Below are 17126 nucleotides of genomic sequence, written 5' to 3'. Positions count from 1 at the left end.
CCATGCCCCACAAGCGCAATCCCGTGGCTTGCGAACGCATCTGCGGGATGGCCCGGCTCCTGCGCGGCAATGCCCAGGTGGCCCTGGAAAACCAGGCTCTTTGGCACCAGCGCGATATCAGTCATTCCAGCGCGGAGCGCGTTATCCTTCCGGACAGCACCATTGCTTTGGACTGCATGCTGCGCGAGGCCACTCGCGTGATTAGCGGTTTGCAGGTTTATCCCCGGAACATGCTTGCCAATCTCGAGCGCACGCGCGGGCTACTCTTTTCCCAGCAAGTGATGTTGGCCTTGGTCGGCAAGGGTGTGTCACGCCAGGAGGCTTACAAGACCGTTCAGAAGAGTGCGATGTGGGTTTGGAAGCAGGGTGGCCACTTGAGCGAGCGACTGTTGGAAGATCCTAAGATTACCCAGCATTTGACTCGGCGGGAAGTCCAGAAGTGTTTTGATCTCAAACCGCATTTGCGTCACGTCAACCGCATCTTCAAGAAGGTCGGTTTGGAGGATTCTTGAATGAAGACTGCTGAAAAACTCTACGAAGGCAAAGCCAAAATCGTTTATGCAACCGAGGACCCGAACTCGGTGCTTCAGTATTTTAAGGACGATGCCACGGCCTTTAATGCGCAGAAGAAGGGCAGTATTAAGGGCAAGGGCGAGGTCAATGCTGAAATTTCCGCCGCGCTGTTCCAACTCTTGGAAGAGGTGGGCGTGCCCACGCATTTCCTTAGCTTGGAGGGGCCGCGGGAACTTTTGACGCGCAAGCTCGAGATTTTTTTGATTGAAGTGACGGTTCGCAACCGGGTGGCCGGGGGTATGGCCAAAGCCTTTGATATTCCGGAAGGCACCGTCTTGCAGACCCCTGTTTTGGAGTGGCATTACAAGAGCGATGCCTGCGGCGACCCCCTGATGAATGACGATCACATTCAGGCCATGAAATTGGCAACCCCTGAAGAGGTTGAGGAAGTCAAGCGCCTTACGTGGATTGTGAACAAGACATTAATTGAATTTTTTGCGGCGGCAGGCTTGGAGCTCGTGGATTACAAATTAGAGTTCGGCAAGGATAAAAGCGGGAAGATTTATCTAGGCGATGAGATTTCCCCTGATACCTGCCGGCTTTGGGACATGAAGACCGGCGAGAAGCTCGATAAGGATCGCTTTCGCAGAGATCTCGGCAAGGTGGAAGAAGCGTATCAGGAGGTACTCAAACGTGTGCGCGAGCGCTAATGAAACAGTGAAGGCCAAGGTCCTTGTCCGGCTCAAGCCCTCCGTGTCAGACCCTCAGGGCCAGGCAGTGCAGCGCGCCCTCAAGACCCTGGGTTTTGAAGGAGTCGAAGGGGTGCGGGTGGGCAAACTCATTGAGGTTGAACTCAGCCAGGCCTCCTCAAATGCCTCAAAGACGGTGCAGGAGATGTGCGACAAGCTCCTGGCCAATCCTGTGATTGAAGACTACACCATTGATGTTTTGCCCGGCGGAAAAACTTTTCAATGAAAAGCGCGGTTGTTGTCTTTCCCGGTTCCAATTGTGACACGGACTGTCAACACTTGGTGCAGAATGTTTTGCGTTGGCCCACGACCATGGTTTGGCATGGTGACCGCAGCCTGAACGGTGCGGATCTGGTTGTGCTGCCCGGCGGCTTCAGTTATGGCGACTATCTGCGCACCGGCGCGATGGCTTCGCTTTCCCCGATTCTCGGCGCTGTCAAAGAACATGCGGCGCGCGGCGGCCTGGTGATCGGAATCTGCAACGGATTCCAGATTTTGATTGAGGCCGGCCTTTTGCCCGGGGCCCTGCTTCCCAACAAAGATCTCAAGTTTATTTGCCGCGAGGTCAGTGTGCGGGTGGAGACGGTGCGTTCGCCCTTTACCGCGGCTTGCAAGAAAGGGCAGGTTCTGAACATGCCGATTGCCCACCACGAGGGCAATTACTTTGCGGACAAGGGTACCCTGGAGAGCTTGCACAAGAATGATCAGATTTGTTTTCGGTATTGCGATGCCCAGGGGAAATTGACCGAGGATGCCAATCCTAACGGTTCGATGGAGTCCATTGCGGGTATCTGCAATAAGGAGGGAAATGTGCTGGGACTGATGCCGCACCCCGAGCGCATGGCCGAAACCATATTGGGCGGTACAGACGGAAAAACGCTGTTTAGGGGACTTTAGCTCAGGGAGCCGGGGACGGTTCTCACACAATCACTTGCGATGAAAAGGGTTGGCGAGAACCGTCCCTGAAAGAATCAATGAAAACCCAAACCATTACTCCACAGATCATCAAGGACCATGGTCTGACTCCCGACGAATACGAGCGGATTGTCGAGATTCTCGGCCGCGAGCCCAATATCACCGAGCTTGGACTGTACAGTGTGATGTGGAGCGAGCACTGCTCTTACAAAAGTTCCCGGGTGCTCCTCAGACAGTTCCCAACCACAGGCGCCGGAGTTTTGATCAAAGCCGGGGAGGAAAATGCCGGAGCCGTGGATATCGGCCATGGCCTGGCTGTGGTCTTTAAGGTGGAAAGCCACAATCACCCGAGTGCGGTCGAGCCTTACCAAGGTGCGGCCACAGGCGTGGGCGGGATTATCCGCGACATCTTTACCATGGGCGCCCGTCCGATCGCTGCCATGGATTCCTTACGCTTCGGGGATTTGAAGAGCTCCCAATCACAGCATCTGTTGGAGGGCGTGGTTTCGGGCATTGCCGGTTACGGCAACTGCGTGGGCGTCCCCACCATCGGGGGAGACCTGGCATGCGATCCGACCTATGAGGGCAATCCCTTGGTTAACGCCTTTTGCCTGGGTTTGGTGCGGCACGAGGACTTGGCGCGCGGCGCAGCCACCGGGGTGGGCAATCCGCTCATCTATGTGGGGCCTGCCACGGGACGCGACGGCCTGGGCGGGGCGAGCTTTGCTTCGCGCGAACTCACCGAGGAATCCCACGAGGATCGCCCGGCTGTGCAAGTGGGAGATCCGTTTACTGAAAAACTTTTGATTGAGGCCTCACTCGAGGCTCTGCGCACCGGCGTGGTCGTGGGCATTCAGGACATGGGGGCCGCAGGATTGACTTGTTCGGTTTCCGAGACTGCGAGCCGCGGCGGTTGCGGAGTGGAAATTGATGTGGCCAAGGTGCCTCGCCGCGAGACCGGCATGACCCCCTATGAAGTCCTGTTGTCCGAATCCCAGGAACGGATGCTTTTGATTGTGGAGCGCGGCAAGGAAGCCCCGGTCCTGGAGCTCTTCCGGAAGTGGGGGCTCGAGGCCGTGGAAATCGGCGAGATTACGGAAGGCAACCGGATGCGCGTTTTTGAGAACGGTGAGTTGGTGGCGGATGTGCCGGTCAACTCCCTTACGGATGAAGCTCCGGTCTATCACCGTCCGAGCAAAATGCCCAAGGGCCAGGAGGCAAAGCGCCGCTGGAAGCCGGATGCCTTAGCCCTTCCCGAAGACGCGGGAAAGGCTCTATTGAAACTTTTGCAGAGTCCGACCGTGGCCTCCAAGCGTTGGGTCTGGGAGCAGTACGATCATATGGTGCAGACGAATACAGAGGTCCTCCCCGGTGCGGATGCCGCGGTGCTTCGGCTCAAGGGCACGGATATTAAACTTGCGATGAGCATGGACGGCAACGGGACTTACTGTGTTCAAGATCCCTATGAGGGCGCTCGTCTGACCACGGTTGAAAGCCTGCGCAACCTGGCTTGTGCGGGGGCGGTTCCTGTGGGGCTCACGGATTGTCTGAACTTCGGCAATCCCGAAGACCCGGAAGTTTTTTGGCAGTTCTCCGGTTGTGTCCAGGGTATTGCGGACGTGTGCAAGGCCTGGGAGATTCCCGTGACAGGCGGGAATGTCAGTTTCTACAACGAGTCGCCGGTCGGCGCGATCGATCCCACACCCATGATTGCTGCCGTGGGGGTGATCTCGGGTTACGATCCGGTGCGTTCTCATTTTCGGAATAAAGGGGACCGCATTTATTTGCTTGGCAGCGGCAAACCCGTTCTGGGTGCCTCCGAGTATCTGCGTTGGGTGTGCGGTCTCAAGGAAGGCGTGCCCGCGCGCTTGGACCTCAAGGCTGAAAGGGCGTTGCACAGGCTCCTGGTGAACTTGGCTAAGGAGGGTTTGGTTTCCTCCATGCACGATGTATCGGAAGGCGGTTTGGCCGTGGCTCTGACCGAGTCCTGTATTTCGGAATCCAAACAGTATTTGGGTGCGGTGGTGGACCTGGAAATTCTGGGCCTTGGAGGAAGCCGCGCCGATGAGCTCCTCTTTGGGGAATCTGCGACACGCGTTATCATGAGTTGTTCTCCGGGCCAGGCTGGGCGTATCGAGACGTTGGCTGCGGAAGCGGGTGTTGACTGCAGGGAGTTGGGTGAAGTGGGCGGCACAAAACTGGAGATCCGCGGTTTGCTGCAACTTGATTTAAAGTTGCTGCGGGATACCTGGGGAAATGCCTTAAAGGAGGCCTTGGGCGCGTGAGTTCCGAGAGAGACTTGAGTCTACAGATTGCAGAAGACGATTCTCCCAAAGAGGCGTGCGGCCTGTTTGGTGTTTTCAATCATGAAAATGCCGGCCATATGGTCTACCAGGGACTCTATGCCCTGCAGCACCGCGGGGAGGAATCTGCGGGGATTGTCAGCTATGACGAAAGCGGGCGCCATACTGAAAAGGGTATGGGTCTGGTCGGCGAGGTTTTTAGCGTTGAGCGCCTTCAACGTCTTAAAGGCGATTTGGCCATGGGGCACACACGGTATTCGACGACCGGCTCCAGCCTTCCTAAGAATGTTCAACCCATTGTGGTCAACTGTTCCAAGGGGCAGGTGGCCATTGCCCATAACGGGAATCTAGTCAATGCGCCCGAGCTGCGCGACGGCCTGGAGGACCAGGGGGCCATCTTCCAAACCACCACGGACAGTGAAATTATTGTGCATCTGATTGCACGTTCCATGCACCCGAGTTTTGAAGACAGTTTGCTTGAGGCAGTCGTGCAGTTGGAAGGGGCCTTCAGTTTGTTGCTCCTGATGCCGGACATGTTGGTGGGGATTCGCGATCCGCACGGATGGCGGCCTCTAGTATTGGGAAAACTCGAGGACGCCTACATACTCGCCTCTGAAACCTGTGCGCTGGAACTCTTGGGTGCGCGCTGCGAGCGTGAGCTCGAGCCGGGCGAGGTTCTCATCATTACAAAGGACGGTTTCCAAAGCCATTTTCCCTTTGAGAAGGTGGCGCGCAGTTCTTGTATTTTTGAGCATGTTTATTTTGCGCGGCCGGATTCCGTTGTCTTTGGCCAATCCGTACACGAGGCGCGCGTTCGCATGGGCCGGCATCTGGCCCGGGAATATCCTGCCGAGGCGGATGTTGTGGTGGCCATTCCGGACTCCGGCAACGCGGCCGCCTTGGGCTATTCTCTGGAAAGCGGGATTCCCTTTGATATGGGGATTATCCGGAATCACTATATCGGGCGCACTTTTATCCAGCCTACCACCGACGGGCGCTCCTTTAAGGCCAAGGTCAAGTTCAACCCTGTGCGCCGGGTACTCGAAGGCAAGAGGGTTGTGGTGATTGACGACTCCATTGTGCGGGGCACCACTTGTGCCAGCCGCATGGCCAGTTTGCGCGCCGCGGGGGCCGAAGAAATTCACTTGCGGATCAGTTGTCCTCCGGTACGTTACTCCTGTTATTACGGGATCGACTTTCCCAATCAGGAGGAGTTGATCGCCCACCGGAAGAGCGTGGACGAGATTGCCGAGTATTTGGGCGTGCAGAGCCTGGGCTATTTGAGTTTGAAGGGACTGATCCGCGCCGTGGGTTCGGACGGAAATGGGTATTGCACAGCTTGTTATAGTGGGGAATACCCCATTCCGGTGAAGCAGCTCGACAAGTTCCGCGCCGAGAAGCGCATCAAACGGACCGGCGAAGTCAAAAGAGCGGGGAGCTAATCCCGATGGCGCAGAAACTCAGTTACAAGAGATCCGGAGTGGATGTGGCTGCGGCTCATGCGTGGACCGAGCGTTTGGGTTCGATCCTGAAGGACACAGGCGCGTCGCGCAATTCTGTGCGGGATTTTGGCGGGGCCTTTGACCTTGGCCGGCTTGTGGGCAAGGATTGTATTTTGGTTTCCAGCGCCGACGGCGTGGGTACCAAGCTGCGCATTGCCCAGCTTTGCAAAAATCACCGCAGTGTAGGGATTGATTTGGTCGGAATGAATGTTAACGATGTAGTGGCTGCCGGCGCCAAACCCTTGTTCTTCTGCGACTATATCTCCACAAGCCAATGGAATGAGGATCTCCTGGTCGATATTGTGAAGGGGATCGCGAAGGGGTGCAAGGAATCGGGTTGCGTTTTGGTGGGCGGTGAAACGGCCCAGATGCCGGGCTTCTACAAGGCCGATGATTATGACTTGGCTGGTTTTTGTGTGGGGATGGCCCGCCGCAGCGAGCTCCTGGGCGCGCACCGGGTGCGGGGCAATGCTGCGTTGGTGGGGCTGGCTTCTTCGGGCCTTCACTCCAATGGTTTTTCCCTGGTGCGCAAGATTCTGGGGGAGCGGCGCCTGGGCTCCAAGGACTGGGGGCCTAGACTCCTGAAACCCACCCGTCTCTACGCCAAGCTCATAGAACAATTGCGAAGGCACTATACTGTTCAGGGGATTGCCCATATTACCGGTGGCAGTTTTGAAGAAAAATTGCCGCGGATTTTGCCCCCGGGTTTGGATGCGGTGATTGATCGGCGAAGTTGGCCTGTGCCGAAGCTTTTCCGGGATTTGCAGCGGGCAGGCAGTGTGCCTGTGGATGAAATGTACCGCACATTCAATATGGGCATCGGGATGATTTTGGTGGTGTCCAAGGATAAGGCCGCGGGCCTGAAAAATGCATCCGAGCGCCTGGGGTGCCGCGCGTGGATAATCGGGGAGACAGCGAAGGGGAACAGGGAGGTCCGATGGTCTCGGGACAAGAAACGTTGAAAATTTTGATTATTGGTTCAGGAGGACGCGAGCACACTCTGGCATGGAAAATGGCTCAGAGCCCCAAGGTGCGGCGTTTGTATGCGGCGCCGGGCAACGGGGGTATTTCTCAAGTTGCGGAGTGCGTGAATATTCAGGCCGAAGACATTGCCGGCTTGCTGAAGTTTTCTCAAGACAAAGGGATAGATTTGGTCGTGGTGGGGCCGGAAGGGCCTTTGGCCGCTGGAGTGGTGGATACCTTTCAGCGGGCCGGGATTCCGATTTTTGGCCCGACAGCCGAGGCCGCCCAGCTGGAATCCAGCAAGGTCTTTGCCAAGGAATTCATGCGCAAGTGCGGAATTCCGACAGCGGAGTTCAAGGCTTTTGACCGGGCCGAAGAGGCCAAGGCCTACGTGGAATCTTTGAACGGTGCACCTGTGGTGATTAAGGCCGATGGGCTCTGCGCAGGCAAGGGCGTGATTGTCGCCTCGAACAAGAGTGAGGCCTTGGGCGCAGTGAGCCTGATGATGGAGGACATGATTTTTGGTCCTTCGGGCCGGCGCATTATCATTGAGGAATGCCTGGAAGGGAATGAGGCCTCTCTCTTTTGCTTTAGTGACGGCAAAACTCTGACTCTTCTGGATTCCAGTCAGGATCATAAGCGCGCCGAGGACGGAGACAAGGGGCGGAATACCGGCGGCATGGGCGCATACTCTCCGGCCCCTGTGGTGACCCGCCAAATTCTGGATGAAGTGAAGGCGCGGATCATGGATCCCATCCGGCAGGGTTTCAAAGATCAAGGGCTGGTCTATCAGGGCGTGCTCTATTTGGGTCTGATGCTCACCGAGAAGGGGCCGCAGGTACTCGAGTTCAATGTGCGCATGGGGGATCCGGAGGCTCAAGTCCTGGTGCCGCGTCTTCAAACAGATCTTGTGGATCTGATCCTAGCCACGGTCGAGGGTAAGCTTTCCAAGCTGGAACTAAAGTGGGATCCGCGGTCCTGTGTGGGTGTGGTGATGGCCTCGGGGGGGTATCCGGGCAGTTATGAGACGGGATACCCGATTAGTGGGCTTGAAGAAGCTGAAGAAGATCCCGATGTGGTGGTCTTTCATGCAGGGACCCGGCGTCAGGAGGGTGCAGACGGTTCACCGGCATTCCTGACCTCGGGTGGCAGAGTGTTGGCTGTGACTGCCTTGGGAGAGACAGTGAAAGAGGCTGTGGACCGGGCCTATGCTGCCGTTTCCAAAGTCCAGTTCAAAGACGCCCATTACCGCAAGGACATCGCGCATCGTGCCCTCAAACAGCTTATTCCGGGGACACAATGAGCTGACCCCAGATAAAGTGGAGGACCTATGGTAAGCTCAGCAAAGAAAACAAAAAAACAAGCGGAAGTCGTCATCTTGATGGGCAGTGATTCAGATTTGCCTGTGGTCAAACCTTGTGTGGAGCAACTCACGGAATTTGAGATCTCTTGGGAGCTCAAGGTCTGTTCTGCGCACCGGTCTCCGCAGGCCACGGCCCGTTTTGCCGCTGGTGCGCGCGCCAGTGGAGTCAAAATAATTATTGCCGCAGCGGGCGGGGCCGCTCATTTGGCCGGTGTTGTTGCAGCTCACACCACATTGCCTGTTTTGGGTATACCCGTGGACTCCAGCGCCTTGCAAGGTTTGGACGCGCTTTTGTCCACAGTGCAAATGCCCGGTGGAATCCCTGTGGGGACTTTGGGTATCGGCCGTGCCGGGGCTAAGAATGCAGCCATCTTGGCTGCGCAAATTCTGGCCCTGACCGACTCTAATCTTGCCGCCAAACTCGAGGAGCACAAGCGCGATCTTGCTCGCTCCGTGAAGCAGAAGGACCAATGGGTACAACGGAGGTTATCCGAGTAGGTCCCAGCGGGGCCCTGCGTTTGATTTTAGATCGAGCGCTTGCCTTTTTGCGCCGGGGTGAGTTAATCGCCTTCCCCACGGAAACCGTGTACGGAATCGGTGGAAGTGCGGGATGCCCGGGCACAGCCCCAGCCTTGGCGCGACTCAAGGGCCGTGATCCGAATAAACCCTTCCAGGCTTTGATCTCTTCCGAAGATCAAGTCAGAGCCCTGGGTTACTCTTTCCCCACATGGGCTCGAGCCCTGACGACCCGATGGTGGCCCGGTCCTTTGACCCTTGTGCTCTCCAATGAAAAGGGGGAAACTCAAGGCTTTAGGGCTCCAAGGCACCCTGCGGTGCTTGCTCTGATTGAACTCTTGGGCCAGCCCATTTTGGCCTCAAGCGCGAACCGGGCCGGGGGCGCGGATGCCTTGTCAGCGCGGGATCTGATCCGGACCTTTAGCACTGAGATTCCGTTAGTGGTGGACGGCGGTCCGGCGAGACTGGGAAGGCCCTCCACGGTGGTGGATGCCAGCAGTACGGAACCGCGCATTTTGCGCGAGGGAGCGATCTCCGTCGCGGAGATCCTCGGAGCCATAGGCCTATGAGCGACTATTCGCAAGCTAAGAATATCTTGTTTGTTTGTACGGGCAATAGCTGCCGCAGTGTGATGGCTGAAGGCTACATGCGCAAGTGTTTGCAGCACTGCGACGGTGATTACACTGTCTTGTCCGCGGGTCTGGCGGCCATCGCCGGCATGCCTGCGTCGGCCATGACCTTGGAGGTGCTCGAGGAAGAGGGAATTGACTTGAGCGGCCACCGGTCCCAGCCTATTACGCCCTTAATGCTCGACGAGGCTGACCTCATTTTGTGTATGGAGAATTACCACAAGGGGGCGTTGTTGGAGAAGGCCCCTGCGATGCAGGACAAGATCTTTTTGTTGAAGGAGTTTGGAATCGAAGAGGAACTTCCGCCTATTGACCGGGATATTCTGGATCCGATCGGCAAGTCTCTGGATTTTTACCGGGAAGTCTTTGAACAAATCAAAATTTGTGTGAGGAGGGTCGCATTGTGTCTTGCCGGATAGCTTTGGGTGCGGACCACGGCGGCTTTAAGCTCAAGGCCGTGTTGGTGGATTATTTGAGGAAGCAAGAGAATAAGGTGGAGGACTTGGGGACGTACTCCGAGGAATCCTGTGATTATCCGGAGTATGGTTACAAGGTGGCTTCGGCCGTGGCTGAGGGCCGGGCAGACCGCGGGGTATTGGTTTGCAGGAGCGGTGTGGGGATTGCCATTGTGGCCAACCGTGTGCCCGGGGTTCGGGCCGGTGTGTGTCATGACGCGGCATCGGCAGCGCACAGCCGCCAGCATAATGACACGAATGTCCTTGTGTTGGGAGCGGATCACACCCCTGCAGAGCAGGCGGTAGAGATCTTGGACGCCTGGCTCCGAACGGAGTTTGAAGGGGGCCGGCATGCGCGCCGGCTGGCCATGATCGAAGAAATTGAGAAGCGGATCCACTTGTCATCGTGAACCGGTTGTTAGGGAGGCGTGGCAATCTGATGTGTAAACGTCACCACGGGGGCAAAACCCGCGGGGGCCTTTAGGGAACACAGATCCCCACGTCGCTAACGCTCCTCGGGATGACGGAATAACGAGGTACTATGAATATCCAACAAATCGACCCCGAAATATCCGTAGCTATTTTCAACGAACTTCAGCGACAGAATCAGCACCTGGAACTGATCGCCAGCGAGAACTTTGCTTCCCTTGCGGTGATGGAAGCCCAGGGCTCGGTCCTGACCAATAAGTACGCCGAAGGCTATCCATCAGCGCGTTGGTATGGCGGTTGCGAGTATGTGGATGTAGTGGAGCGTTTGGCTATTGCGCGGGCTAAGGAACTTTTTGGCGCCGAGCATGCCAACGTGCAGCCTCATAGCGGGACCCAAGCCAATACCGCGGTCTATACCGCGATGCTTCAGCCGGGGGATACGCTTTTGGCCCTGGACTTGGCTTGCGGCGGGCATCTTTCGCACGGCCATCCTCTGAATGTCTCTGGAAAATTTTTCAAGTTTGTCTCTTATGGAGTGAACCGCAAGACCGAGCAGCTCGACTACGACGAGATTGCTTCTTTGGCCCGGGAACATAAACCTAAAATGATTGTGGCCGGGGCTTCGGCCTATCCTCGCACGATTGATTTTGCGCGTTTTCGTGAAATCGCCGATGAGGTGGGGGCGTATCTCTTTACCGACATGGCGCATATTGCCGGCTTGGTCGCTGCGGGAGAACACCCGTCACCTCTTCCTTACTCGGAGTTTGTGACCACAACCACCCACAAGACTTTGCGCGGCCCCAGGGGTGGGCTGATTCTCTGCGGTGAATCTTTCAAAAAAGAAATCAACCGGGAGGTCTTTCCCGGGATTCAGGGCGGTCCGCTCATGCATGTGATTGCCGCCAAGGCCGTGGCCCTCAAGGAGGCGCAGAGTCCGGAGTTCAAACAGTACCAAAAGCAGGTGGTCAAGAATGCGAAGACCTTGGCCGCCGGCCTGGAGTCTCTGGGCTACCGAATTGTGGCGGGCGGTACGGACAATCACTTGATGCTGGTGGATATCGGAGTCAAGGGACTGACCGGTAAGGATGCGACTGTTTGGCTGGGCCAGGCGCAGATTACGGTGAACAAGAATCTCATTCCTTACGATACGCAGAGCCCCATGGTGACGAGCGGGATCCGCTTGGGCACGCCTGCCCTGACCACGCGAGGCATGAAAGAGGCGGAGATGAAGGCGATTGCCGGGCTGATCGGGAAAGTCCTGGATGCCCGGGGTGAAGAGTCGGTTGTGACTGAGGTCGCTGGGCAGGTCAATGAGATCGTCGAGCAGTTTCCGTTGTATCCGGAGCTTGTCTAGTCTATGCGTTGCCCCTATTGCGGACACCAGGAAGACAAGGTCATCGACTCCCGCTCCAGCAAGGCGGGGGATGCGATCCGGCGCCGTCGCGAGTGTCTGGGTTGCGGGCGCCGTTTCACGACTTATGAGCATGTCGAGGAAGTGTCCTTGATGGTGATTAAGAAGGACGGCGCGCGTGAAGCCTTTGACCGTTCCAAAGTCCTTTCCGGGATCCGCAAGGCCTGCCAAAAGCGGCCGGTGAGTGCCATGACCGTGGAGCAAATCGTCGACGATGTGGAACGGATCCTGCAGAATACCCTGGATAAAGAAGTGACCAGCTCCCAGATTGGCGAGCTGGTCATGCAACGCCTGCAAAGCGTGGACGAAGTGGCTTACGTGCGCTTCGCCTCAGTCTACCGCCAATTCAAAGACATCAATCAATTCATGATCGAGCTCAAGGATATGCTGGCCCAAGGGCGGCCGCAGTCTTAAGCCGCATCAGCTTTCCGAATCTGCGAAATCTTCCTCCGCCAAACGCGCCTGTTCTTCCCGGTGTTCTGCAATAATATTACGCAGCTGAGCGCGCTTCAGCAGATCCTCATACCACACGCCGATCTTTTCTTGACTCCGTTCCTGGGCAACCTGGTTGAAGTACTTTTCGTACTGGCCCTTGTAATCGGCTTCGCTGATGGGCAGACGCTGGTCCAGCTGGATCAAACACCATCCGTTGGAGACTTCCAAAACTTCGTTGTGAATATCCCCGGGACTGAGTGTAAAGGCGGCATCCGCAAGAGCTTGGGCTAAGCCGATGCCGGGCACATAACCGCTGCGGTTAAAGGGTTCGGTCTCTTCAATGGGATACCCTAAATCCAGGGCAGCGTCACGGAAAGTGCTGGTTTTTCCCTCGGAGATATAGTCGAGCAAGGTTTTCAACTTTGCGCCGGCGTCTTCCTTGGCAAGCTCATGAGCCTTCTCGCGGCGGAATTGGCGTTCCACGCGCTCGCGCACTTCTGCCAGCGGCGGAATGGCCGGTTCCTTGCGTTCGATCGGTTGGAGGAAGTAATAGTCGTCGCCGATTTCAATGGCTTGGCTGATGTCTCCGACCTCCAATCCAAAAGCTGTTTGAGAGAACTCATGCGACCATCCGATCACGGGGATAGGGCTATTCTCCCAAAAAAGCCCCGTTTCACCCTGGGCAAGCCCAAAGGCTTCCGCCACAACCTGCATGTCCGGGGTGCTCATCTCGGCAATCGTGTCTTCGAGTTGTTCGGAGAGCTTTAGGGCCTTCCTCTTTGCTTGCTCCAGGCGAAGGGCCTGGACAATTTCAGAACGCACGGATTCATCCAGAGGCCGGGTGTATTCTTCAACGCGGAACTCGTCTTGATGGCCGCGCCAGTATTCGCTGACAGCGTCCTCGGTGACTTCTTCAGCAGAGATGCTTTGCTCGGCTGCCAGGGACTGGCGTATCTGAGATTTGAGTTCGTCGTCCAGCCGGCGGACGTGCTCCTTGACCAGGAACTCCGCCTCATTGCGGTCATAATAAGATTCGATATCCTTTTCCTCATAATCCGTGCCATCCATCAGGGATTCTGCTTTGATTGCGGCATAACGAACATTGACCTGGGCCGGAGTGAGAAAGTCCGCGGAATTTTCCCTGTAATAGGTCTCCAGTTCGGATTCGTCCAGGCTTACCCGGTCTGCAAGATCACTGTCCGGGATCAGAATGTAAGAGACTTGGGCTTTTTCATTGTCACGGCGGTAGGCGTCCCGGACTTCAGCGTCAGAAGGAGTGATATCGGCCAAAATGCCTTGGCGCAGCTTTGCAATCTGCAGATCTTCACGCATATTCTTTTCAAAGTCTTGAGGAGAAACCCCCAGGCTATAGTGCAAGATGTATTCGTAGTTTCTAAGATCAAAACCTCCGTTGGCCTGGAACACGGGGAGGGACTGGATATAACTGACGACCTCTTCACTGTCTACACGGATGTGTTGGCGGCGGGCTTCCTCAAGCTGGATGAGCCGGTCCCAGGCGCGCTGTTCCAGGAGATCCCCGGTGACGAAATTGCTGAAGCGATTTCCGTAAATGAGTTGGAGTGTGGTGGTCGTGGCCTTGTGGCTGGCCAGGAAGTCGTCCATAGAGACTTTTTTGCCAAAGATATAGCCTGCGGTGTCCAGCTCCCGTCCGGTTTGGATGGCCGAACTCACTCCCCAGAGTACAAAGACCGGAATGATGAGCGAGGCAATGGTCCAAAGGATTCTTCTGGCAATGTGTTTCTGTCGTAATAACTTAAGCATGAGATTCCCCCTGTTGCGATAAATGACCATTCTATATTCCGATGCCTCTGTCTGTCCATGGGGAGAGGGGCGGAACGATCTTTCCGTACCGAGGTCGGGCCGGTCACCTCGCGCCGGATCGCCTTATGTGATCATTGCATCAGATACTGAAGTACGGGGGGCTGCCCAAAATCGCAGGGCACACGCTAGCGAGACATCGGTGGCTTCAGCGATTTTGAGCTCCTCTGCGAGATGTCGGCCCTCCCTCAAGTGCGGACAAACCGATTCCTTTGGGTGTTGGGGTGCCCCGGCTGCGCCAGCGGGACATAGTCTCTGCATCAGGGACGGTTCTCCAAGCACATTGGGGGACACATCTCCAAAGGAGATATGTCCCCTGAAATTCGGCGAGACCTGTCCCTGATTTAATGACTATATAACCAATCCGGAACGAGTGACTCTTCCGAGGAGGGAAGGGCAGTAGACACCCCAAGGCCTCTGTGCTAAAATCTCCCGTCTAACCTAGGGGTATGTCCCTCTGTTAGCGGTCCTCCGTTTTATTCGGAGGTGCGTTGTCTGACCAACGTATCCGAGCCGTCCCTCGCTGATGGCCTAACTAATAGTAATTAAACGAGTTATGGCAAAAAAAACAAAAAAACTGCCTGTTTCCTCACAGGTGCTCAAGCTCGGTCTGCCCAAGGGCAGCTTGCAGGACTCGACTCTGGAGCTGTTGCGCAATGCGGGCTACCAAATCAGCATCCGCTCGCGCTCCTATTTCCCGGCTGTAGACGATGCTGAGCTGGAGCCGGTCCTTTTGCGTGCGCAGGAGGTTCCCCGCTATGTGCAGGAGGGGGTGCTGGACTGCGGGTTGACGGGCGAGGACTGGGTACAGGAATGCGGAGTGGATGTGGTTCGCGTGGCAGATCTGATTTATGCCAAGCAGGGTTTCACCAAGGTCCGCTGGGTGGTGGCTGTGCCTGGGGCATCCTCCATAAAGAGTGTTAAAGGATTGCAAGGCAAGAGGATAGCAACAGAGCTCGCCGGCGTGACAAAGAAGTATCTCCGCAAGCACAGTGTGAACGCCGATGTGGAGTTTAGCTGGGGAGCCACAGAAGCCAAGGTTTCGGCCGGCCTGGTCGATGCCATCGTGGAGCTCACTGAAACCGGGGCCAGTCTGCGGGCCAATGGGCTGCGCATTGTGGACACAGTCCTGGAGTCCAATACCAAGCTCATTGCCAACAAGCAAGCCTGGAAAGACTCCTGGAAGCGCAAGAAGGTGGAGCGCATGGCTCTGATGCTCCAGGGTGCGATCAATGCGCGGGGCAAGGTTGGGCTTAAGCTCAATGTGCGCACGGGGAAGGGCCTGGAAAAGGTCCTGGGGTTATTGCCCTCCCTGCGAAACCCCACGGTTTCTTCCTTGGCACAACCCGGGTGGGCGGCTGTGGAGACCGTACTGGAAGAGATCATTGCCCGCCAGATTATCCCGCAACTCAAAGAAGCGGGCGCTGAGGGGATTATCGAATATCCGCTCAATAAACTGATTGATTAACGTGAGAGTGAAGGAGTCAACTTTTTATGCCTTGTGGTAAGAAGCGCAAGCGTCACAAGATGGCCACACATAAACGCAAGAAGAGATTGCGTCGGGACCGTCACAAGAAGAACTAGTCACGGAGTTGTCTGAGTGCCTCTGAGGGGTTTTGGGAAAGCAGTTGCTATCCTTCTTGTAGGAGTCCTTCTTCCGGGATGTGCCTCGGGTACATCAGGGCGGAACAAGCAGGCCACGGCCTATGCCCTGTATGCCAAGGCTTTGCTGTATGAGAAGAACCAATCCCTGGAGCAGGCCCTTGACTACTATCGCCAGGCTCTGCGTCTGGATCCCGATTCTGCGGCTCTGCGCACACGGCTGGGGTCCGCCTTGTTGCGCTCCAGTCAGATCGAGGCTGCGGAAAAGGAACTGCGTCAAGCTGCGCGTCTGGATCCGAAGGACAAGCGCTCCCGTTATCTCCTGGCTCTGCTGTTTGTTTCCAAAGCGGAGCTGGAACCGGCCATGCAGATGTACCAGGAAATTATCGATCACTTCCCCGATGAGGAGAATGCTTTGGCCTCGTTGGCGGATCTTCTGGTTCTGCAAGGACGATTTGAAGAGGCGCTTCCTCACTACCAGAAGATCCTCGAATTTCACCCGAAGTCCGAGGCGCTGCACTTGAACATGGGGGTTTTGTCCTCCAGGGTGGGCCGGCCGGAGGAGGCCATCCGGTATTTTCAGAAGGTGGTGGAGCTCCGGCCCGACTCGGTCGAAGGTTACTTGGGTTGGGCTGCAGCTTTGGAATTGGCAGGGCAAGGAGCCGAAGCAGTTGAGCTCTATGAAAAGGCGATTCAGGTGGATCCGCTGAATCCCAAGATCTACCGCCAGGTGGCCCAGATTTACTACGACGAAGGATGGGTTGAAAAGGCTGCCCAGAGCTATGAGATGGGCTTGGCCCTGAACCCGGCCAACCTGGATACGCGTCTGGAGCTGAGCTACCTCTACTTAAGACTTGGCGAGCCGCAAAAGGTGGAGGAGCTGGCGCGCCAGGGATTGGCGCTTTTGGGAGACCGCATGGAGCTCTGGCTCCTGCGGGCCATGGCAGCCGAAGATCTCGGCAATATGGATGAGGCTGAAAAGGCCTACCTTTTTTTGACCAAGCGCTATCCGACTCAGGCCAGACCGTGGTTTTATTTGGGGGCGCTCTACGAGAAACAGAACCGGATGGACAAGGCCCAAGAGGTTCTGCGCCGTTCTCTGGAATTGGATCCCGGTGATCCGGATGCCCTGAATTACCTCGGGTATATGTATGCCGAGCAAGGGGTCATGCTGGATGAGGCCCTGGTCTTGGTGCAAAAGGCCCTGCAGCTGGATCCGAATAACGGGGCTTATGTCGACAGTTTAGGCTGGGTGTATTTCAAGAAGGGGAAGGTCGAGGAGGCCGTCAGTCTTTTGGAGAGGGCGGCCGGGATGAAGCCGGACCCGGTGATTTATGATCATCTGGGCGATGCTTACTACGGCTATGGAAGTTTGCACAAGGCCAGAGATGCTTGGATGCGGGCTCTGGAGTTGGATCCGAATTTAACGTACATTGGGGACAAATTGCAGCTTTTGCCCACGGGCATGATGCATACTGGAGTCCCTTTGGAATGACAGGTGA

The 17126-nt window shown here is 56.4% G+C and carries 15 protein-coding genes and 1 pseudogene; 15 read left to right on the top strand and 1 reads right to left on the bottom strand.

The window, feature by feature from the left end:
* The 13 genes and pseudogenes from JW937_02720 to nrdR form a co-directional block, all read left to right on the top strand.
* A partial coding sequence (locus JW937_02720) for an adenylosuccinate lyase (GenBank protein ID MBN1586323.1) occupies positions 1 to 512 on the top strand: 512 nt, incomplete at its 5' end.
* A complete protein-coding gene (locus JW937_02715; protein ID MBN1586322.1) occupies positions 513 to 1223 on the top strand; it encodes a phosphoribosylaminoimidazolesuccinocarboxamide synthase in 711 nt (236 codons plus the stop codon).
* Between the two features lie 7 nt (positions 1224 to 1230).
* On the top strand, positions 1231 to 1488 hold the full coding sequence (gene purS, locus JW937_02710; protein ID MBN1586321.1) for a phosphoribosylformylglycinamidine synthase subunit PurS: 258 nt from the start codon (positions 1231 to 1233) through the stop codon (positions 1486 to 1488).
* Positions 1485 to 2159, top strand: a complete 675-nt coding sequence (gene purQ / locus JW937_02705; GenBank protein MBN1586320.1) for a phosphoribosylformylglycinamidine synthase subunit PurQ — start codon at positions 1485 to 1487, stop codon at positions 2157 to 2159. Before purS ends, purQ begins: the two co-directional genes overlap by 4 nt.
* Positions 2160 to 2236: 77 nt before the next feature.
* The gene (gene purL / locus JW937_02700; protein ID MBN1586319.1) at positions 2237 to 4462 is read left to right on the top strand and encodes a phosphoribosylformylglycinamidine synthase subunit PurL; all 2226 of its coding nucleotides are present in this window, start codon (positions 2237 to 2239) and stop codon (positions 4460 to 4462) included.
* A gap of 26 nt (positions 4463 to 4488) precedes the next feature.
* On the top strand, positions 4489 to 5922 hold the full coding sequence (locus JW937_02695) for an amidophosphoribosyltransferase (protein MBN1586318.1): 1434 nt from the start codon (positions 4489 to 4491) through the stop codon (positions 5920 to 5922).
* Positions 5923 to 5927: 5 nt separating this feature from the next.
* Positions 5928 to 6944 (top strand): phosphoribosylformylglycinamidine cyclo-ligase, encoded by a 1017-nt coding sequence (locus JW937_02690; protein ID MBN1586317.1) that lies wholly within the window; start codon positions 5928 to 5930, stop codon positions 6942 to 6944.
* Positions 6941 to 8806, top strand: a pseudogene (purD, locus tag JW937_02685) (phosphoribosylamine--glycine ligase). The gene JW937_02690 and the pseudogene purD overlap by 4 nt, the downstream one beginning before the upstream one ends.
* Positions 8779 to 9393 carry a threonylcarbamoyl-AMP synthase gene (locus JW937_02680; GenBank protein ID MBN1586316.1) on the top strand — a complete coding sequence of 205 codons (615 nt, stop codon included), beginning with the start codon at positions 8779 to 8781 and terminating at the stop codon, positions 9391 to 9393. The pseudogene purD and the gene JW937_02680 overlap by 28 nt, the downstream one beginning before the upstream one ends.
* Positions 9390 to 9872 carry a low molecular weight protein arginine phosphatase gene (locus JW937_02675; GenBank protein ID MBN1586315.1) on the top strand — a complete coding sequence of 161 codons (483 nt, stop codon included), beginning with the start codon at positions 9390 to 9392 and terminating at the stop codon, positions 9870 to 9872. Before JW937_02680 ends, JW937_02675 begins: the two co-directional genes overlap by 4 nt.
* Complete coding sequence (gene rpiB, locus JW937_02670) at positions 9857 to 10318, top strand: ribose 5-phosphate isomerase B (GenBank protein ID MBN1586314.1); 462 nt, start codon at positions 9857 to 9859, stop codon at positions 10316 to 10318. Before JW937_02675 ends, rpiB begins: the two co-directional genes overlap by 16 nt.
* A 131-nt stretch (positions 10319 to 10449) precedes the next feature.
* Positions 10450 to 11691, top strand: coding sequence for a serine hydroxymethyltransferase (locus tag JW937_02665; protein ID MBN1586313.1), 1242 nt, complete (start codon positions 10450 to 10452; stop codon positions 11689 to 11691).
* A gap of 3 nt (positions 11692 to 11694) precedes the next feature.
* Positions 11695 to 12162 (top strand): transcriptional repressor NrdR, encoded by a 468-nt coding sequence (gene nrdR, locus JW937_02660; GenBank protein MBN1586312.1) that lies wholly within the window; start codon positions 11695 to 11697, stop codon positions 12160 to 12162.
* A gap of 6 nt (positions 12163 to 12168) precedes the next feature.
* Here the strand turns inward: nrdR and JW937_02655 are convergent, their stop codons facing one another.
* On the bottom strand, positions 12169 to 13965 hold the full coding sequence (locus JW937_02655; protein ID MBN1586311.1) for a peptidyl-prolyl cis-trans isomerase: 1797 nt from the start codon (positions 13963 to 13965) through the stop codon (positions 12169 to 12171).
* A 634-nt stretch (positions 13966 to 14599) separates the two neighbouring features.
* On the opposite strand from JW937_02655, the gene JW937_02650 reads away from it, so the two are divergent.
* Positions 14600 to 15490, top strand: a complete 891-nt coding sequence (locus tag JW937_02650) for an ATP phosphoribosyltransferase (protein ID MBN1586310.1) — start codon at positions 14600 to 14602, stop codon at positions 15488 to 15490.
* Positions 15491 to 15622: 132 nt separating this feature from the next.
* Positions 15623 to 17119, top strand: coding sequence for a tetratricopeptide repeat protein (locus JW937_02645; GenBank protein MBN1586309.1), 1497 nt, complete (start codon positions 15623 to 15625; stop codon positions 17117 to 17119).
* Positions 17120 to 17126 lie beyond the last annotated feature (7 nt).

The sequence above is a fragment of the Candidatus Omnitrophota bacterium genome, from assembly GCA_016929445.1.
Classification (GTDB): domain Bacteria; phylum Omnitrophota; class Gorgyraeia; order JAFGIU01; family JAFGIU01; genus JAFGIU01.
Note: the sequence above shows the minus strand (reverse complement) of the source record. Positions and strands in the feature narration are given on the sequence as shown.

Coding starts and splice junctions, on each gene's coding strand:
- nrdR (MBN1586312.1), top strand. CDS start 11,695: ATGCGTTGCCCCTATTGCGGACACCAGGAAGACAAGGTCATCGACTCC.
- JW937_02690 (MBN1586317.1), top strand. CDS start 5,928: ATGGCGCAGAAACTCAGTTACAAGAGATCCGGAGTGGATGTGGCTGCG.
- JW937_02675 (MBN1586315.1), top strand. CDS start 9,390: ATGAGCGACTATTCGCAAGCTAAGAATATCTTGTTTGTTTGTACGGGC.
- purQ (MBN1586320.1), top strand. CDS start 1,485: ATGAAAAGCGCGGTTGTTGTCTTTCCCGGTTCCAATTGTGACACGGAC.
- JW937_02680 (MBN1586316.1), top strand. CDS start 8,779: ATGGGTACAACGGAGGTTATCCGAGTAGGTCCCAGCGGGGCCCTGCGT.
- purL (MBN1586319.1), top strand. CDS start 2,237: ATGAAAACCCAAACCATTACTCCACAGATCATCAAGGACCATGGTCTG.
- JW937_02665 (MBN1586313.1), top strand. CDS start 10,450: ATGAATATCCAACAAATCGACCCCGAAATATCCGTAGCTATTTTCAAC.
- JW937_02715 (MBN1586322.1), top strand. CDS start 513: ATGAAGACTGCTGAAAAACTCTACGAAGGCAAAGCCAAAATCGTTTAT.
- JW937_02655 (MBN1586311.1), bottom strand. CDS start 13,965: ATGCTTAAGTTATTACGACAGAAACACATTGCCAGAAGAATCCTTTGG.